This is a genomic window from Kocuria palustris (assembly GCF_016907795.1).
In the GTDB taxonomy this organism is placed as follows: Bacteria; Actinomycetota; Actinomycetes; order Actinomycetales; family Micrococcaceae; genus Kocuria; species Kocuria palustris.
This window is the reverse complement of sequence record NZ_JAFBCR010000001.1, coordinates 2,316,496-2,332,269: the sequence shown is the minus strand read 5'-3', so window position 1 is coordinate 2,332,269 and position 15,774 is coordinate 2,316,496. Positions and strand designations below refer to the sequence as shown.

Genomic DNA, 15,774 nt, shown 5'->3' with positions numbered 1-15,774 from the left:
GGCGCCCCTCCGCGACGCGGACCTCACTCCGGACGAGTCCGCCCCTCCTCGACCTCTCGGACCAGCGCGGCGCAGGCGTCATCGGGCATGCCGGCCATCTCGCGCATCTGCCGCAGCGCCGCGTGCTGCTGCTCGCGAGGCAACGATGACGTCACGCGCGCATCCGGCTGCGCGGCGCAGGTCTGCGCATCAGCTGTCCGCGCCGCCTGGAGGTCCTGCGCGAATGACTCGATCTCGGCGGCATCGAAGAGCACATAGGCGAGCTGATAGGGATTCGTCCCGTCGCTTCCGGTCACGACGAGCGCGGCGCCCTGATCCTGGAGCACTCGGACATCCACCGACTCGATGCCCCAGAACTGCGCCTGAGCGCCGACGACCGGAACTTCTCAGCCCCCTCCGACACAGCCAGTCTTTAGAGCTCCATGAGGCTCTCATCCGGCACGTCATTCGCCCTGGCCAGGGCCTCGAGCATCGGCGGCGTTAACGACGGAGGCGCACCGTACTTGGTGCGGGTCTTCTCGACCCGTCGGGCCCGCTACTTCTCGGTGCGTCCGAAAATGAGGTCCTGGAGTCCCATGCGCTTCACGCTAGCAATCGGTCGTGTCGCCGTGCCTTGATGTCGTCAGTGAATTTGCTCGGCCATCACCGCGGTGACCTCGCCGATGGCGCAGTCGGCGGCCGACGGAGCGCAGAACGTGCTGGTGGCCGCGACGTCGGATCTGGCGCCGTGCAGCTACGTGGGGCCGTCGGGCTTCAAGGCGCTGCGCGGCACACCGACCCTGCTGGGCCGCTCCCCCGAGGCCTCCGATCCGCAGCTGGCCCGGCGACTGTGGGAGGCGGTCGCGCAGCTCACGGGAGCCGCCCTGAGCTGATGCCGGATCCGGCGGAGGCCCTGCGCGACCTGCCATCAGGGCCGCGCAGGGCGATCACCGCTGCTCGAGCAGCTCCACCACCGACGTCGAGAGGAACGGATCGCCCCCGTAGAGGGAGCCCGTCTCTCCGGAGTCCAGACGCTCTCGGACCTGGTCGTAGGACGCCTCCGGCAGCCGGTAGAAGAACACCCGCGGCATGATCTCGTAGGCCGAGTCGATATAGGACTCGGTGAAATCCTGCAGCGTCTGGCTCTCATCCAGCTTCTGCTTGTTCACGTACAGGAACAGCGGCCGGGTCAGCGGCTGATACTCACCGGACTGGGCGTTCTCCAGGCTGGGCTCCACGCCGTCGACGGCCACCGTGGACAGCTGCGACCTGGCCTCGTCATCGGCGGAGAGGTAGTTGCCCGCGCCCATGAAGCCCAGGCCGTTCGGCTCCTCAGCGATCCACTCGGTGAGCTCGTCGAGATCATCGGTGGACTCGTAGTCCTCGCGGATCTCACCGGCCTCGCCGGTGACGCTGTGGGTGAAGTACTCGAAGGTCCCGGAGCCGTCGTCGCGGCCGAACAGCTCGATCCGCTCATCCGGCAGGTCCGCACGCAAGTCGGACCAGCGCTCGATCGACGAGTCCGGCCCCCAGATCTGCTGCAGCTCCTCGAGGCTCAGATCCTCCACGGCGTCGTTGTCCAGATTGCGCACGACGGACAGCGCATCCAGGCCGATGGGGACTTCGATGAACTCGACCCCGTTGTCCTCGCACTGCTGGAGGAACTCCTGTGTGATCGCCTCGGAGGCGTTGTTGATGTCGGTCTCGCCGCTGCAGAAGCGCTCGAAGCCGTCGAGGGTGCCTTCGGCCTCCATGTCGATGCTGGTGCCGGTCTCCTGGGCCACCAGCTCGGTGATCGGGTACACCGTGGCCGAGCCGCCGATGGTGAGGGTCTCGGCGTCGTCCGAGGATCCGCAGGCCGCCAGGGTCACGGTGAGGCCGCTGACGAGCAGCGCGGCGGGCAGTCGGCGTCGCATCATTGGCTCCTGTCCTGCGCGGCGTCATCGGCGGGCCCGGTCTGCGGCTGCTCACCCGTGTCGCGCAGGCGGCGGAAGTCCGAGACCAGGTCGTCCAGGAAGATCTTGACGCCGGCCCACTTGTGGCTGGTCTGAGCCAGGTGCTCCGGAAGGCGGTCGATCTGCTGATGCTGCTGAGCGAATCGGCGCTGCTCCTCGAGCTCCTCGCGCAGGCTGCGCAGCGAGGCCTCGGCCTCCAAGAGGATCTGCTCCAGCCTGGCCTCGACGGGCGTGGCGGCCTCGGCGTCCGGGGTGCTGGTGTTCTGGGGCATGTCGGTCATCGTTGTCTCCTGGGAGCGGTCGGGCGGACGGTCAGAGCACGACCGTCAGGAAGATGAGCACGGCGGGCACCACGACGAACACGCCCAGTACCCACGCGACGACGAAGAGCTTGTTCCGGGCCCCCAGCTCGCCGAGCAGCGCCGCTCCCTTGAGCGGGATCACCCGCAGGAAGGGAACGCCGAAGATCAGCGCGGTGGCCAGTACGTTGAACAGCAGGTGCACGAGCGCGGCCTGCAGGGCGAACTGCGCCTCGACGCCGGAGAAGGCGAAGGCCGCGATCAGCGCCGTGACGGTCGTGCCGATGTTGGCGCCCAGGGTGAACGGGTAGATCTGCTTCACGGAGAAGGTGCCGGAGCCGGCCAGGGGCACCACCAGCGCCGTGGTCGTCGACGAGGACTGCACCATGATGGTGATGAGCATGCCGGAGAAGATGCCGGTGATCGGGCCGCGGCCGATGGCGCTGTGCAGGACCTGCTTGGCCCGGCCCACCATGACGACTTTCAGCAGCGAGCCGATGAAGTTGATCACCGACAGGATCAGTCCGATGCCGATGAAGATCAGCAGGATGCCGCCCCACGGCTGCGGGATCCATTCGGCCAGCATGCCGATGAGATCGGCAAGCGGCTCGGTCACCGCGGTGACTCCCGCCCCGATTCCGCCGAAGATCACGGCGACGATTCCGCCGTCGCTGCCCGCCATCTGCTCGGAGAGCCACCCGGAGGACTTCTCGAGGATGCCGGTGAGCATCTCCAGGGGCAGGAAGATGACCACCGCGAACAGGTTGAACATGTCGTGCACGCTGGCTGCCGCGAAGCCGCGGCGGAAGGACTCCTTGTCGCGCACCATCCCGAGCGAGACCAGCGTGGAGGTCAGCGTGGTGCCGATGTTCGCGCCCATCAGCATAGGGATGCAGATCTCCATGGGCAGACCGCCCGCTGCCAGGCCCACGACGATCGAGGTGGTTGTCGACGACGACTGGATCAGCCCCGTGGCCAGCACGCCGATCATCAGTGCGATGAGCGGGTTCTCCGCGAAGGCGAACAGCTCCTCGGCCTGACCGCCGGTGGCCGATTTGAAGCCGTCGCCGATGACGTTGACCGCGGTGATCAGGATGTAGATCCCGACGGCCACGGCGATCCAGTTGCCGTACTCGAGGGCCTTCCCGCTCAGCCCGAAGCGCTCCAGCGGGCTGCGCAGCTGCGCGGCCTCGTCCTGATCGATCGTCTCCGACGCGAGCTCATCGGCGGTCTGAGTGCTCATGGGCGCTCCAAGGTTCTGGCCGGCCGGGAGCCGGCCGCTGCTGGCGAGGGAGTCTGCGCAGTCGCAGACACGCATGGACCCTAGCCGCGCCCGGTGTCCGCCCGGCTGGCGGCAGGTGAACGTCAGGTAGCCGAGGTGATGACCGTGGTCGCGGAGGGCACATAGCTGATCGAATAGGCCACACGACGGCCAGCGCCCCTGGAGGTGATCTCCACGGGATCTCGCTGAGCTGCGGCGATGTCATCGCTCTGGCGGTTACGGAACTGCGACAAGGTCACACTGGTCATGGCGTCATGAGTACAACTTGTACACGTTGTACTCAATCGTCTTCGGGTCGAGCGCACTGCGCCTCTGCTCGAGTGCCCTCATGACGATCTGCGCCATGCGCTCCCCCTGCCTCGACCTCCCGAACCAGCGCGGCGTAGGCGTCATCGGGCATGCCGGTCATCTCGCGCATCTGCTGCAGCGCCTCGAGCTGCCCCTCTCGAGGCAGCGATGACGTCATGCGCGCATCCGGCCGCGCGGCGCCCTGGTCCTGGAGCACTCGGACATCCACCGACTCGATGCCCCAGAACGGCGCCTGAGCGCCGACGACCGGGACTTCTCACCGTTCTTCTGCTTGCCGATCTCACGGCTGAGGATACTCAGCCTGTCCGGGAACAGCACGGCCACCTGCTCGCGCTGCTGGGCGATGAAGCAGCCCACCGACACCCGCGTGGGATCTGCCCCCTCCGGCACTGCCAGGCGATAGAGCTCGAGGAGGCTCTCATCCGGCACGTCATTCGCCCTGGCCAGGGCCTCGAGCATCGGCGGCGTCAACGACGGGTGCGGCCGGGGACCGATGAGTCGATCGGGTACCCGCTGACCGGGCCCTGGGCGTTCGGCTCCCAGCCGAGCTCCGGAGCCACGTGCTCGGCGAAGCTGCCCAGCAGGTTGAGGTTCAGCTCCGGACCCATGTGGGCGGGGATCGTGAGCATCAGGGTGTCCGACTCCATGACGGCGGCGTCGGCCTTGAGCTGCTCGACCAGCCGGTCCGGCTCGCCGACGTAGGACTTGCCGAAGGTGCTGCGGAAGCCGTCGATGATGCCGATCTGGTCCTGGCCCTCGCGCTGCAGCTGCCCGTACAGCGCCTGGTCCTCGGCGGTGACGATCGGGAAGATGCTGCGGCTCACGCTGGTGCGCGGAGTCCGGCTGTGGCCTGCAGCCTTCCACGCCTCCCGGTACTGCTGCAGCTGCTCGGCCTGGAGGTCCGAGAATGCGGCACCGGTGGCCTCGGTGAGCAGGGTCGAGCTCATGAGGTTCACGCCCTCGCGCCCGGCCCACTCGGCCGTCTCGCGGCTGCCGGCGCCCCACCAGATCCGCTCGTCCAGACCCGGCGAATGCGGCTCGACGCGCAGCCGCATGCCCCGTCCGTGCTGGGCGGGATCGGCGTCGACCATCGTCTCCCCTCGCACGGCCGCCATCAGCTGATCGAACTTGGGACGGGCGATATCGGCACCGCGCGGGTCGGTGGAACCGGTGTAGCCGAAGGCCTCCCAGCCGCGCAGCGCCGGCTCGGGCGATCCGCGGCTGATGCCGATGGCCAGGCGCTGATCGCTGAGCAGATCCAGCGCCCCCAGCTCCTCGGCCAGGTAGAGGGGGTTCTCGTAGCGCATGTTCGTGTTATGGCTCTCGTTTTCTCGGTCCGCGTCCCTCTACAGGTACCGGCAGACCTGGTCTGGGCTGCATGTGTCGGGGTCCGGGTGCGCGGCGTCGTGCCGGAGGTCGGCGATGGTGCCGTGCAGGGCGGTGAGCTGGGCGATCTGCTGCTCGATCTCGGCCAGGCGCGCGTCGAGGAGGTCTCGCACGTGCTCGCAGGGCGCGTGGCCGCTGTCGCGGATGTCGAGGATTTGGCGGATCTGGGCGAGGGTGAGGCCTGCGGCCTGGCCACGGTGAACGAAGTCGATCCGGGCGACGGCGTCGGGCGCGTAGTCGCGGTACCCGGATGGCGTCCGGTCGGCCGGGGGCAGCAGTCCCTGCTCTTCGTAGAACCGGAGCGTCTTCGAGGTGGTGCCCGCGCGTTCGGCGAGTTCTCCGATGCGCATTGCGGCCTCCGATCATTCGGCAGGGGCCACGCTTGACCTTCCCCTGCACTGGAAGGTCCAGTATGGCTGAAACGGAACAGAAGTCCAAGCCTTGACGGGAGCAGCGATGCCTACGAAGTACGATCTCGCCATCATCGGATCGGGCGGCGGAGCGTTCGCCGCCGCGATTCGCGCGACCATGCTCGGGAAGTCGGTGGTGATGATCGAGCGTGGCACGCTCGGCGGCACCTGCGTGAACACGGGCTGCGTGCCGTCGAAGGCCCTCATCGCCGCCGCCGATGCACGGCACGTCGCCGCCGACGCCGCCGACCGGTTCCCGGGGATCGCGACGACGGCAGGCCCAGTGGACATGCCCGCGCTGATCGCCGGGAAGCAGGCGTTGGTCGAGACGATGCGGGGCGAGAAGTACGCCGACGTCGCCGATTCATACGGGTGGCACGTCCGGCGGGGAGACGCCGGGTTCGCGGGCACCCCGGACGCGCCGGTGTTGGAGGTCACCGCCGCAGACGGAGCGGTCGAGACGATCGAGGCCGAGCACTACCTGGTCGCCACCGGTGCGCGGCCGTGGGCTCCGCCGATCGACGGCCTGGACGAGGCCGGGTACCTGACCTCGACCACGGCGATGGACCTGACCGAGGTCCCCGAGTCGATGCTGGTGCTCGGCGGCGGCTACGTTGCCCTGGAGCAGGCGCAGCTGTTCGCCCGCCTCGGCTCCCAGGTCACCGTGCTGGTGCGGTCCCGGCTCGCGTCGAAGGAGGAGCCGGAGGTGTCCCGGACACTGCAGGAGGTGTTCGCCGACGAGGGCATCCGGGTGGTCCGCCGCGCGGTGCCGACCCGGGTGTCCCGGGACGCGGCGACCGGGCAGGTCGTGGTTACCGCGGACGTGTCCGGCGGCTCGCAGGAGTTCCGCGCCGACCAGGTGCTCGTCGCCCTCGGACGCCGTCCCGTCACCGACGGCTTGAACCTCGATGCGGTCGGGGTGAAGACCGGGGACTCCGGCGAGGTGGTCGTCTCCGACCATCTGCAGTCGTCGAACCCGCGGATCTGGGCCGCGGGCGACGTGACCGGGCACCCGGAGTTCGTCTACGTCGCGGCCCACCACGGCACCCTCGTTGCCGAGAACGCGTTCGCCGACGCCGACCGGTCCGTCGACTACTCCCATCTGCCGCGGGTGACGTTCACCGGACCGGCGATCGGCGCGGTCGGGATGACCGAGAAGGAGGTCGTCGCCGCGGGGATCCGCTGCGACTGCCGCGTGCTGCCCCTGGAGTATGTGCCCCGGGCGGTGATCAACCGCGACACCCGCGGGTTCATCAAGATCGTCGTGAACGCCGATACGAGCGAGATCCTCGGCCTCACCGCCGTCGCCAAGGACGCCGGGGAACTCGCCGCCGCAGGCGTCCACGTGCTCGGCAAGACCATCGCCGAAGTCGCCGACGCCTGGGCCCCCTACCTGACCATGACCGAAGGCATCCGGATCGCCGCGAAGTCCTTCACCACCGACCCGTCACTGCTCTCGTGCTGCGCATGAACGGCAACGCATGCAATCGGGGAGATCTCATCCGGAAGAGGTGCAGACGATGAGCGCCGATCACGACCGCGACGAACGGCGCGCCGGTCCCATCGTCGCCGCAGGGACCGGGCTGCTCCTACTGGCATGCTGCGCGCTTCCGTTGCTGCTCTGCTGCGGCCTGCCGCTCATCGCGGCGGGCGGAGCACTCGCAGGCGTCGGAGGGCTCCTCGGCAATCCCTGGATCATCGGTGCCGGGATCGCCGTCGCGATGGCCGTCACGGCCGGGATGCTCGTCAGGCTACGGCGGCGGCACCGAGGCCGCAGGACTGGCTGCTGCGAAAATCCTTCGACTGCTGATCGGAACCGGTAGCTCGATCGGATCCAGCCATCACCGCCAACGGGGCCACCTCGGCATCCCGCGGCCCTTCCAGGTCTCCACGAGACCGGCGACCCAGCGGACGGACGCGAAGAGTCCGTAGCCGGCCCCGGCGAGGCCCATGGAGACCACGAGCCAGCGACCGATCCCGAGCCACACGCTCCCGTCCACGTCGAGGGCCCACTGAGCGCCCGTGATAAGCCCGGCGACGGCCATCCAAACACCCGCGACGATCACTGCGACCGGCAGCAGCGCGAGGCACATCGACGCGGCTACAGACCAAAGCTGACGGGCCTCCAGCTTCGCCGTTGTGGCGATGATCTTTTCGGCCCGCTCGTTCGCGGCGTCAATCTTGGCTGTTGCCACGGCCCCGGCGTCGGCAGCGGCCCTCTCGATCGACTGCACAGCCTGATCCCGGGCCGTGCTGATCGCACTCGTCGCCTCGGCGCTGGCTTGGGTGATCGACTCCCGCCAGGCCTTCTGCGCACCGTTCGCGGCCCGCTCGAACTTAGCCCGGCTCTCATCGAGATGCTTGGCGGCAGCCTCGGACTTAGAGGCTGAGCCCTTCAGACTCTCCCCGTTGAGGTTCACGCTCATACCCGCGAGAGTGGACGCGATTCCGGCGAGCAGTTCGCTGTTCTCGTTCGACTCCGGCGGCGGCGACGTTGAGGTCAGCTGATGCGAGATCGCGGAGAGCTGCTTTTCCTGCTCCTCGCTGTCCACCTTCACGAACCCCGCGAGCTTCTTCTGCTGCTCGGTCAGCGTGGCGATCCTCGTATTCTGCGCCTCGACGGCGGCGAGGATCGAGGTCAACAGCTCCAGCGTCTCCGGACTGCCGAGCGGTTGCGGCGACTGCACGGGCCCGTTCTGCTGCTTCGGCCTGTCGAGTGCTGCGCTCATGTTCCTGCTCCTTCTGCTGCTGGTGGTAGTCGAAGAACGCCTGCGCGCCCTCCGGGGTGAAGTCCGCCGAGAGTGCGCTCGTGCGCTTGCGGCGCTCGGCACGCCCGGACTCGCCGCGGCGGTCCTCGATGTAGAGCGTCCAGGTCTCCTGCCCGGCGCGTTTGCCCTTCTTGCTGACGGGGCTGTGCAGCCGCATCCGTGGCACCCGATCCCCGTCATCACCGAGCTGCTGGTTCTGCTCCTCGATCACCGAGGCCAGACCGGCCTTGTCCACCGCGCGGGGATCGGCCAGCGCCGCACTCATCCGGTCGCCCATCTCGCGGTCGAGCGACCCCTCGGCGAAGTCTTCGCGGCGCAGCTCCCAGTCCTTCGGCGCGTGCTCCAGCCGCTTCACGACCGAGAGCCCGTGCTCACGCATCAGCTCGTCGTTCGCCGACTGCACGCCCTTCTGATTCCCGGCCTTGCGGTCGTGGAACGTGCGATAGTCCGAGAGCGCCTTTCCCGTGCGGTTGTTGTGATTGAGAACCAAAATATGGTTGTGCGGCTTCTTTCCCCGCCCATCCACATGACTGACGACGAGGCAGTCGGAATCCGGGTGCATCTTCTTGGCGAGCTGGTAGCCCAGGTCGTTCACCCGCTGCACGTGTTCGGGGTTCTTCGGGTCGAACTCCTCGTCGCTGAACGACTGGCGGTAGTGCAGCGCCTCGACCTCGCGCGTCGTGTTCTGCGTGAGCGCCCGAGCGCGCGCCGAGAACGCGCCGGGGCCTCCCGGCACATCGCACGTGATCGCGACGCCCCGCTCGTCCTCCTTGCCCCGGATATAGCGCACCGTGTCGGCGGCGCTGGCGCTCGGGCTGTAGTGCGTCGTGCTCATGACGCCGTCCGATCACCGAGCAGGGCGCGGACCTCGCGCAGCAGCTCGATCAGCTCGGGCACCTCCGACGACAGCGCCACCGCCTCACCGGCACGTGCTCGGTGGTCCAGGTCGTTGACGTTGATCGCCAGCGGGCGGATCTGCGCGGCCAGCTCGCGCGCGTCCGCCGACACCTGCGCGCGCGCCTCGACGCCGAGCAGGTGCGCGGCCACGGCGGCGTCCAGCTCCTCGCTCCGAGAGGCGTGGAGGGCATCGCGCACGACGGCCCGCACCCACGTGCTCGGAGCCAGCCCGAGCCGCTTCGCACGAGTGCGAAGCGCCGCGAGCGTGGCCTCTCCGAAGTCGGTATCGAGCTTCGCGCGGCCCCCACGACGACGCTTCGCGCCGCCGTGACTCTGCCGCACAGCCTCCGCATCAGCCCGACCCGTGTTCACCTGGGAGTCGGTCTGCTGCTCCACCTGTACGCCAGAGTGGCAAGCAGTAGGCATGTCGGACACATCGCTGACGCTCGTGTCCTCCATGCCTGCTTGCGAGGGGCCTCCGGCCCCCTCGACCCCCTGGAAGAGCGCGTCCAGTTCGGTGCTCATGCGGCACCTCCGATCAGTGCCAGCGGCACGTCCGGACTCCGCACGGCGAGCCCGCTCAGCAGCTCCGCGACCGCGCCGTCCGCGTCGTGGTCGGCCGAGGTCTCCGGACCGTAGGTCAGTTCCCGCGACCCGGCGTTCCGGTGGTACGCGTTCCCGTACATGCCGGGCGTGTGCGCGGCGGCCGGAACGCTGCACTGATGCCACTCGTAGGGCTCGATCCTTCCGATGTGCTGCACGAGGTAGCGGTTGATCTCGTCGGCACGGTAGACCTTCACGACCGAGGCCAGGCGGCGGATGAACTGGTCCAGCGCCTCGTCCACGTTGCCCTTCTGACGGGCGTAGTAGAAGAACTCGACGGGCTCGATCGTCGCCGTGATGACGATGAGACGCGGGGCCACCTCGCCCTTGTTCTTATAGCGCGCCTTCGCCGGGGAGGCGTTGTACGGATCGAGCAGCAGCAGCCAGTCGTTCGCGTCCATCGCCGAGGCGCGCAGATCGTCGAGCAGCAGCACTTCCTCCCCGCGCCAGTCATCGAGGGGGTTCCCCGTGGCGGCCCGGTAGACCTGCCACCGCTCGCCGTGGGCGTTCGCCGCGTTGATCGCCTCGGTGATGAAGTCCGTGGCGAACCGGGTCTTGCCGATACCGGCATCCCCGTGCACGAATACCACGTGCGTCGAGAACTCACCGGCGCGGAGCTTCGCCGCCGCCCGGTACGCGCGGCGTTGACCGTAGGCGGACAGGGCATCGTCGATCTCCCGCTGATGCCGCGAGTAGATGTCGAACAGTTCATCGGTAAGCATGATCTGATCGCGCGTGATCTCGCCCTGGAGCACGCGCTCGCGCATGTCCTCGAAGTTCTCGGCGACGACCTTCTTCTTCACGTGGGCGCGACCCTTGAGCCACGTCTCCCGGCGCTGGGCGTCGATGCCGAGGTAGTCCGGCCCGCGCACCGTGGCGACCTCCGAAGGCGCGTACTGGTGCTTGTCCGCGTACTTCACGTGCGTCAGGTACGAGAGCATGTTGTCGAAGGCGTACCGCCCGCGACCGGGCTTCTCGACGTACTGCGGTTCGACGCCGATGCCAAACGCGAGCCGATCCAGAGGCGCGCTCTTCGCGCGGCTGGCGAACTTGATCACCGCGTGCAGGTGATCCGGCTTCGGCTCGACCACGAGGGTCTTCTCGGTGTCGCTCCAGACCTCGCGCTCGTCCTTGTCGTGCACGATGCCGTAGGCCTCGACGACCTCACAGCCGATCGCCTCGAGCCGCTGCACCACGTAGGCGAGGATCGCCCCGGCTCCCTGCTGGAGCAGCGCGGCCCCGTTCGCGTCCTCGGCGGCCCAGGTCCAGTACGACGGATCGAGGTACTGCGTGAGCCCGATGCTCGTCGGGTTGTTCTCCTGCTTAGCCACGGCGACCACCGCCCAGGACGTCGGAAGGAGCGTGCGGCGCCTTAAATGACCCCCTATTGACCCCCAAATGATCCTGCGGGGTCACGCGGTGGAGCGAAGGCGAAACCGGCAGCTGACCAGGCATGTTGTTGCATGGCGCGGCAATCGACAAGCCCTTGCCGCGCCCGTAGGAACGGATGAGGCTTCCAGAACTCTTGGAGTGCGGAGCACGGATGAGGACGGGCATCACGACGACGGGCAGCCCGCCTCCGGCGGATGCCAGGCCAGGCCCATCGGTCGGGCTGGTCAGGTCAGCGGGAGCGGTGGCGCTGGTGCGTTCGGCGGCGTTCATCGGGCACCACCCTTGCGGTAACGCTTGATGACGGCCTGATGCGTGACGCCGAGGGCGTCGCCGATCTTGGCCCAGGTCACCCCGTCGGCGCGGGCATCGGCGACGGCCATCTCGACGGCCTCCTCCAGCACGGAGCGGAGCACGCCGAGGTCGTAGAGGTGCGCTTCGCTGTCGGCGAGGGTGGGGTCGCCCACACGCCAGCGGAAGCCGTTCACGTGGGCGAAGGCGGCGGAGTTGGCGCTCATCAGCGATCACCACCCATCACGGCGGCGACCGCGGCCCGCTGGCGCGGAGTCAGCGGCGTGCGGGCCAGGCGCTCACCAGCTCGGCGACCGGCGGCGAGGGCGGCAGCGATGACGGGATCGAGCCCATCAGCCTGCGGATCGGGGGTCGAATCCTGGTCGAGCCCAGGGCAGTCCAGCGCAGATGCGCGGGGAGCGTCGATAACGACAGACATCGGAAGTCCTCAAACATGAGTGTGCTTCCGGTTCCCCGCCACGGTAATTGGGCTGTTTGACCGGCTACTCATCCGGGAGTAGTACCGCCAGCTTCAAAGTCTGGCCCCCGGTGGGATCTTCTTGTCTGCAACCATCCTCCCACGAGTCGATTCACCAGTCCACTGACGAGTCGACTCGCGTGTCAGTCGCGACGCGGCTCTATACGAATGAGGTCGGGGTCGAACTTCACGTGACCGGGCGCGATGGGCTCGATGGTCACCGTCACCAGCTCGTCCACGAGCATCCGGCGGCGGTCCACGTCCAACGTCTTCCACTTCGCCTCGACCACCTCGCGGCGCTCCGCGGTGCCGACCGGCTCGTCCACGTCCGCGAGCAACTTCGCCGCCACCGACACCGAACGGTCGAGCAGCTCCGCGTCGATCTCATCGATGCGGGCCTTCACGTCGTTGATCGCCGCCGTGATCTCCAGGACCGGCTGATGGATGTCACGCAGCAGCGGGCTCAGCTCCTTCACCCGCTCGACCAGGGCGTTCCGCTCCGTCAGCAACTCCTCGTGATCTGGCCCATCGTCCTCCTGCGGCATCACGAGGTTGTGCACATCCACCGAGGACAAGCGGGTGAGCACCGCCTCGGTCACCATCGCATCGACGGGCTCGCGCTGGCGGGTGAGATGGAACTGCTCGCCGCAGCGGTACGTCGGCTGCTTGCGACTGTTCGTCCCGGAGACGAGCGTCGCGCCGCACTTCCCGCACAGCCCGATCGTGGACAGAAGGTACTTCGGCTGGTTACCCTGCCTCGCCGACCTTCGCACGTTGTCCTCCAGCTTCGCCACCGCGGCCCGCCACGTTTGCTCGCCGACGATGGGCGGGAACGCGTCGCCCTGCACCGGGTACAGCTCGCCCGACGCGTAGTGCTTGATGTAGCCAGCGTAGAGCGGGTTCGCCAGGAGGTAGCGCACGGCATCGACGGAGAACTCCGACCCGCGGGCGGTGAGATGACCGGCACCGTTCAGATCCTCGCGGATTCGCCGGATCGACAGCGACGGCTCGCCGAGGAACGCGGCGAAGGCCCGCCGGACGGCGTCGGCCTCCTCCGGGATCAGCTCGCCCTCTCGCGTCCACCCGAACGCCTTCCAGGCGCTCGTCGGGATGCCCTCGAAGCGTCGGCGCTCGTTCGACCTGATCTGACGCTCCGCCTTACGCCTGGCCTCGAACCGGGCCAGTGCCGCGAGCATCGTCGCTCGGAACTCACCGTCGGCCGTCGAGAGGTCGATCTCGCCGTCCACGGTGACGACCCGCAGCCCCAGGTCAATCAAGGTGTTGAGGTCCTTCGTGCTGCGCAGCAGCCGGTCCATGTCCACGGCGACCACCATCGAGAAGCGGCCCGCGCGGGCGTCGTCCAGCATCTCGGCCCAGCGGGTGCCAGCGCGGCGCTTCTTCGTCGCCGACACGGCGTTGTCCTCGTAGACCTCGACGACGTTCCAGTCCTTGGCCTCGGCCAGCGCCCTGATCTTCCTCAGCTGCGTATCGACCGTCCAGCGGTCGCCCTTGCGGTCCATGGAGGCGCGGACGTACGCGGCCACCTCGTTCGTCTTCCTCAGCGCTACCAGTTCGACCATGCAACCAAGCTTACGGAACGAGTGTCACAACCGCGACATGCTCTAGCGCATGTCGATGACGCCGGTGCCCACCTCGATGCGCCGCGTCCGCGCGGCGATGGCACTGAGCAGCGGCACCGGAGCCGCACCCTGCCGCGCGAAGTGGTGGACGCGGAAGTACGCGCCGTTGACGCCCGTCTCGTCGGCGCCCTCGGCGATCTCGACGGCGTCGTGGAGGACCTGACGCGCGTCGGGATCGCCGGGGCCGCGCCCGGAGCCGTAGTGACCGAAGCTGAGGAATCCGAATGCCTTCATGCCCCCGTCAACCTGGTGGACGTGTCACGTATTCCCGGGGTGCTCGAGCCGACTCTTGACCGCGCCCTCGGGCACTCGCACGATGAGTGGGCAGCCTCAGCGCTCCCCTGCCGTTTCGCCATCTCCGGCCCTGCGGGCGGGCAAGGATGCTCTCCGATGGATCACGCCACTCCCATCAGCGCCCCTGCACGCCACGGAGGAGCAGCTGAGGCCGCGCCGGCGTCGCGGCCCCTCTTCGACGCGCACCTGCACATCATCGATCCCGCTCACCCCCTGGTGGAGAACAACGGATTCATGCCCGCGCCCTTCACCGTCGACGACTACCGCGCGCACCTATGGGCTGGGTATCGCCGGCGGCGCGGTCGTGTCCGGATCGTTCCAGGCCTTCGACCAGGGGTATCTGATCGACGCGCTGGCCGCGCTGGGCCCCACATTCGCGGGGGTCACGCAGATCCCCAGCGACACACCCGACGACGACGTCCGGGCACTGCACGACGCCGGCGTCCGAGCCGTGCGGTTCGACATCGCGCGCGGCGACTCCGCGGACCTCGACGACCTGGAGACCCTGGCCCGCCGCGTCCACGACCTCGAGCGCATAGCGCAGTCGCTGAGCCCGGAGCAGGTCTCCGCCGTGTTCTGGGACAACGCCGCCGATCTCTACCTCGGGTCCGCGCACTGATCTGTCGGAACTGGCAGACGGCCGCGACGGGGGTCTGCGACGATGGCGGGGAACACGAGCGCGCATCTTCAGAACAGGAGCCCGTCATGACCGCACCTCGCCGTGCCCTCATCGTCATCGACGCCCAGCAGGAGTACTTCGATGGCCTTCTGCCGATCCAGCACCCGCCCCGCGAACAGTCGCTCGCTCGCATCCGGTCGACCATCGAGGCCGCTGAGAGCGCCGACCTCCCCGTGGTCCTGGTGCAGCACGAGCTGCCCGAGGGCGCTCCGATCTTCGCCTCCAGATCGGCCACCGTCGGGAACCACCCTGAGATCGCGGCCTTCGAGGACCGGGCCGCCAAGCGCGTCAGCAAGCAGTTCTCCAGCGTCTTCGCCCAGACCGGACTGGCGGAGTGGCTGCGCGAGCAGGACGTCGACACCGTCACCCTGGTCGGCTACATGACCAACAACTGCGTCATCGGCTCGGCCGTCGGCGCCGAGCCGCTCGGATTCGCCGTCGAGGTCCTCTCCGACGCCACCGGCGCGATCGACATCGCCAACGACGCCGGCCGCGCCTCCGCCCAGCAGGTGCACGAGACGCTCATGGCCCTGCTGCACTCGAACTGGGCCGCCGTCGCTGACACTGACGCGTGGATCGCTGCCATTCAGGCCGGCCAGGCTCTGGGCAAGAGCGATCTCGTCACCTCTGCTGCAAACGGCCGCGCCGACGGCTGAGGACCCGAGGTCATCATGTTCCCGCAGCACCCCGTTCGGCGGAACCCCGGAGGCACCCGAACAGCGTCAGCGCACTGCGTCCCTCGATGAAGCCCTGACGGCAAAGCGCATGCCGATGGAGAACAGGCCGCTGCTGCGCCGCATCACCTCGACGATCGGGATCAGCGGATACGAGCTCACGACCGGATACATCAAGGCCATCCGCGGCGACGGCGGCCCCGCCCTGCACATCCACCCCGGATACACCGGCGGCTTCTCCTCGGAAGGCGAAGCTATGGAAGCCGCCGGAGACGTCGAACGATGGTTCTACGAGCGTCGCAAGCTGTGGTCTGTCCTGCACCCGGTGCATAGCATCGGCGACGGGGCCGGCGCTAGGAACCGCCAGAACTCAAGACCCGCGCACTTCTGCCCGAACTGCTTCCTCGGAATCGGCACCTGGGTGATCTGCGGGCCCTGAAC

General features: G+C 68.4%; 21 protein-coding genes and 1 pseudogene. 5 read left to right on the top strand and 17 right to left on the bottom strand.

The window, feature by feature from the left end:
• Nucleotides 1–23: 23 nt before the first annotated feature.
• Nucleotides 24–326 carry a hypothetical protein gene (locus JOE55_RS10390; RefSeq protein WP_204782849.1) on the bottom strand — a complete coding sequence of 101 codons (303 nt, stop codon included), beginning with the start codon at nucleotides 324–326 and terminating at the stop codon, nucleotides 24–26.
• Between the two features lie 324 nt (nucleotides 327–650).
• Here JOE55_RS10390 and JOE55_RS10385 point away from each other — a divergent pair, with 324 nt between their 5' ends.
• The gene (locus JOE55_RS10385; protein ID WP_204782848.1) at nucleotides 651–872 is read left to right on the top strand and encodes an SDR family NAD(P)-dependent oxidoreductase; all 222 of its coding nucleotides are present in this window, start codon (nucleotides 651–653) and stop codon (nucleotides 870–872) included.
• Between the two features lie 54 nt (nucleotides 873–926).
• Here JOE55_RS10385 and JOE55_RS10380 read toward each other — a convergent pair whose 3' ends face one another.
• The 8 genes from JOE55_RS10380 to JOE55_RS10345 form a co-directional block, all read right to left on the bottom strand.
• The gene (locus JOE55_RS10380; protein WP_239546612.1) at nucleotides 927–1,898 is read right to left on the bottom strand and encodes a PstS family phosphate ABC transporter substrate-binding protein; all 972 of its coding nucleotides are present in this window, start codon (nucleotides 1,896–1,898) and stop codon (nucleotides 927–929) included.
• Nucleotides 1,895–2,215 (bottom strand): hypothetical protein, encoded by a 321-nt coding sequence (locus JOE55_RS10375; protein ID WP_204782847.1) that lies wholly within the window; start codon nucleotides 2,213–2,215, stop codon nucleotides 1,895–1,897. Before JOE55_RS10375 ends, JOE55_RS10380 begins: the two co-directional genes overlap by 4 nt.
• A gap of 31 nt (nucleotides 2,216–2,246) precedes the next feature.
• Nucleotides 2,247–3,476 carry a Na/Pi symporter gene (locus JOE55_RS10370; protein WP_204782846.1) on the bottom strand — a complete coding sequence of 410 codons (1,230 nt, stop codon included), beginning with the start codon at nucleotides 3,474–3,476 and terminating at the stop codon, nucleotides 2,247–2,249.
• Between the two features lie 122 nt (nucleotides 3,477–3,598).
• Entirely contained in the window at nucleotides 3,599–3,763 is a 165-nt protein-coding gene (locus JOE55_RS13195; protein ID WP_239546610.1) for a type II toxin-antitoxin system Phd/YefM family antitoxin, read from the bottom strand.
• Between the two features lie 32 nt (nucleotides 3,764–3,795).
• The gene (locus JOE55_RS10360; RefSeq protein ID WP_204782845.1) at nucleotides 3,796–3,981 is read right to left on the bottom strand and encodes a hypothetical protein; all 186 of its coding nucleotides are present in this window, start codon (nucleotides 3,979–3,981) and stop codon (nucleotides 3,796–3,798) included.
• Nucleotides 3,978–4,283 (bottom strand): hypothetical protein, encoded by a 306-nt coding sequence (locus JOE55_RS10355; RefSeq protein WP_204782844.1) that lies wholly within the window; start codon nucleotides 4,281–4,283, stop codon nucleotides 3,978–3,980. Before JOE55_RS10355 ends, JOE55_RS10360 begins: the two co-directional genes overlap by 4 nt.
• A gap of 8 nt (nucleotides 4,284–4,291) precedes the next feature.
• The gene (locus tag JOE55_RS10350; RefSeq protein ID WP_204782843.1) at nucleotides 4,292–5,131 is read right to left on the bottom strand and encodes an LLM class flavin-dependent oxidoreductase; all 840 of its coding nucleotides are present in this window, start codon (nucleotides 5,129–5,131) and stop codon (nucleotides 4,292–4,294) included.
• 39 nt (nucleotides 5,132–5,170) lie between these two features.
• Nucleotides 5,171–5,560 (bottom strand): heavy metal-responsive transcriptional regulator, encoded by a 390-nt coding sequence (locus JOE55_RS10345; protein ID WP_042529932.1) that lies wholly within the window; start codon nucleotides 5,558–5,560, stop codon nucleotides 5,171–5,173.
• 106 nt (nucleotides 5,561–5,666) lie between these two features.
• On the opposite strand from JOE55_RS10345, the gene merA reads away from it, so the two are divergent.
• Nucleotides 5,667–7,091, top strand: coding sequence for a mercury(II) reductase (gene merA, locus JOE55_RS10340; RefSeq protein WP_061225165.1), 1,425 nt, complete (start codon nucleotides 5,667–5,669; stop codon nucleotides 7,089–7,091).
• Between the two features lie 370 nt (nucleotides 7,092–7,461).
• On the opposite strand, the gene JOE55_RS10335 is transcribed toward merA, so the two are convergent.
• The 8 genes and pseudogenes from JOE55_RS10335 to JOE55_RS10300 all read right to left on the bottom strand — a co-directional run bounded on the left by JOE55_RS10335 (nucleotide 7,462) and on the right by JOE55_RS10300 (nucleotide 13,920).
• Nucleotides 7,462–8,349, bottom strand: coding sequence for an ABC-2 transporter permease (locus tag JOE55_RS10335; protein ID WP_420870993.1), 888 nt, complete (start codon nucleotides 8,347–8,349; stop codon nucleotides 7,462–7,464).
• Nucleotides 8,350–8,809: 460 nt separating this feature from the next.
• A pseudogene (locus tag JOE55_RS13605) lies at nucleotides 8,810–9,223 on the bottom strand (relaxase/mobilization nuclease domain-containing protein); the annotation flags it as partial.
• Entirely contained in the window at nucleotides 9,220–9,810 is a 591-nt protein-coding gene (locus JOE55_RS10325; RefSeq protein WP_035123391.1) for a hypothetical protein, read from the bottom strand. The pseudogene JOE55_RS13605 and the gene JOE55_RS10325, both read right to left, overlap by 4 nt.
• Complete coding sequence (locus JOE55_RS10320; protein WP_053446999.1) at nucleotides 9,807–11,228, bottom strand: Rep family protein; 1,422 nt, start codon at nucleotides 11,226–11,228, stop codon at nucleotides 9,807–9,809. The genes JOE55_RS10325 and JOE55_RS10320 overlap by 4 nt, the downstream gene beginning before the upstream one ends.
• Nucleotides 11,229–11,546: 318 nt before the next feature.
• Nucleotides 11,547–11,795 (bottom strand): helix-turn-helix domain-containing protein, encoded by a 249-nt coding sequence (locus JOE55_RS10315; RefSeq protein WP_035123395.1) that lies wholly within the window; start codon nucleotides 11,793–11,795, stop codon nucleotides 11,547–11,549.
• Nucleotides 11,795–12,007 (bottom strand): hypothetical protein, encoded by a 213-nt coding sequence (locus JOE55_RS10310; RefSeq protein WP_053446998.1) that lies wholly within the window; start codon nucleotides 12,005–12,007, stop codon nucleotides 11,795–11,797. The genes JOE55_RS10315 and JOE55_RS10310 overlap by 1 nt, the downstream gene beginning before the upstream one ends.
• Before the next feature lie 182 nt (nucleotides 12,008–12,189).
• On the bottom strand, nucleotides 12,190–13,626 hold the full coding sequence (locus JOE55_RS10305) for a recombinase family protein (RefSeq protein WP_061225161.1): 1,437 nt from the start codon (nucleotides 13,624–13,626) through the stop codon (nucleotides 12,190–12,192).
• Nucleotides 13,627–13,668: 42 nt separating this feature from the next.
• On the bottom strand, nucleotides 13,669–13,920 hold the full coding sequence (locus JOE55_RS10300; protein ID WP_204782841.1) for an LLM class flavin-dependent oxidoreductase: 252 nt from the start codon (nucleotides 13,918–13,920) through the stop codon (nucleotides 13,669–13,671).
• Between the two features lie 364 nt (nucleotides 13,921–14,284).
• Here JOE55_RS10300 and JOE55_RS13190 point away from each other — a divergent pair, with 364 nt between their 5' ends.
• The 3 genes from JOE55_RS13190 (at nucleotide 14,285) to JOE55_RS10285 (ending at nucleotide 15,772) form a co-directional block, all read left to right on the top strand.
• A complete protein-coding gene (locus tag JOE55_RS13190) occupies nucleotides 14,285–14,599 on the top strand; it encodes an amidohydrolase family protein (protein WP_239546608.1) in 315 nt (104 codons plus the stop codon).
• 86 nt (nucleotides 14,600–14,685) lie between these two features.
• Complete coding sequence (locus JOE55_RS10290) at nucleotides 14,686–15,315, top strand: isochorismatase family protein (RefSeq protein WP_204782840.1); 630 nt, start codon at nucleotides 14,686–14,688, stop codon at nucleotides 15,313–15,315.
• A gap of 115 nt (nucleotides 15,316–15,430) precedes the next feature.
• Nucleotides 15,431–15,772, top strand: a complete 342-nt coding sequence (locus JOE55_RS10285) for a hypothetical protein (RefSeq protein ID WP_204782839.1) — start codon at nucleotides 15,431–15,433, stop codon at nucleotides 15,770–15,772.
• Nucleotides 15,773–15,774: the final 2 nt, after the last annotated feature.

What these genes read in the sequence shown, in the direction of transcription:
- JOE55_RS10380 (WP_239546612.1), bottom strand. Translation starts at nt 1,898, where the DNA reads ATGATGCGACGCCGACTGCCCGCCGCGCTGCTCGTCAGCGGCCTCACC.
- JOE55_RS10375 (WP_204782847.1), bottom strand. Translation starts at nt 2,215, where the DNA reads ATGACCGACATGCCCCAGAACACCAGCACCCCGGACGCCGAGGCCGCC.
- JOE55_RS10370 (WP_204782846.1), bottom strand. Translation starts at nt 3,476, where the DNA reads ATGAGCACTCAGACCGCCGATGAGCTCGCGTCGGAGACGATCGATCAG.
- JOE55_RS13195 (WP_239546610.1), bottom strand. Translation starts at nt 3,763, where the DNA reads ATGACCAGTGTGACCTTGTCGCAGTTCCGTAACCGCCAGAGCGATGAC.
- JOE55_RS10360 (WP_204782845.1), bottom strand. Translation starts at nt 3,981, where the DNA reads ATGACGTCATCGCTGCCTCGAGAGGGGCAGCTCGAGGCGCTGCAGCAG.
- JOE55_RS10355 (WP_204782844.1), bottom strand. Translation starts at nt 4,283, where the DNA reads ATGCTCGAGGCCCTGGCCAGGGCGAATGACGTGCCGGATGAGAGCCTC.
- JOE55_RS10350 (WP_204782843.1), bottom strand. Translation starts at nt 5,131, where the DNA reads ATGCGCTACGAGAACCCCCTCTACCTGGCCGAGGAGCTGGGGGCGCTG.
- JOE55_RS10345 (WP_042529932.1), bottom strand. Translation starts at nt 5,560, where the DNA reads ATGCGCATCGGAGAACTCGCCGAACGCGCGGGCACCACCTCGAAGACG.
- merA (WP_061225165.1), top strand. Translation starts at nt 5,667, where the DNA reads ATGCCTACGAAGTACGATCTCGCCATCATCGGATCGGGCGGCGGAGCG.
- JOE55_RS10335 (WP_420870993.1), bottom strand. Translation starts at nt 8,349, where the DNA reads ATGAGCGCAGCACTCGACAGGCCGAAGCAGCAGAACGGGCCCGTGCAG.
- JOE55_RS10325 (WP_035123391.1), bottom strand. Translation starts at nt 9,810, where the DNA reads ATGAGCACCGAACTGGACGCGCTCTTCCAGGGGGTCGAGGGGGCCGGA.
- JOE55_RS10315 (WP_035123395.1), bottom strand. Translation starts at nt 11,795, where the DNA reads ATGAGCGCCAACTCCGCCGCCTTCGCCCACGTGAACGGCTTCCGCTGG.
- JOE55_RS10310 (WP_053446998.1), bottom strand. Translation starts at nt 12,007, where the DNA reads ATGTCTGTCGTTATCGACGCTCCCCGCGCATCTGCGCTGGACTGCCCT.
- JOE55_RS10305 (WP_061225161.1), bottom strand. Translation starts at nt 13,626, where the DNA reads ATGGTCGAACTGGTAGCGCTGAGGAAGACGAACGAGGTGGCCGCGTAC.
- JOE55_RS10300 (WP_204782841.1), bottom strand. Translation starts at nt 13,920, where the DNA reads ATGAAGGCATTCGGATTCCTCAGCTTCGGTCACTACGGCTCCGGGCGC.
- JOE55_RS10290 (WP_204782840.1), top strand. Translation starts at nt 14,686, where the DNA reads ATGACCGCACCTCGCCGTGCCCTCATCGTCATCGACGCCCAGCAGGAG.
- JOE55_RS10285 (WP_204782839.1), top strand. Translation starts at nt 15,431, where the DNA reads ATGGAGAACAGGCCGCTGCTGCGCCGCATCACCTCGACGATCGGGATC.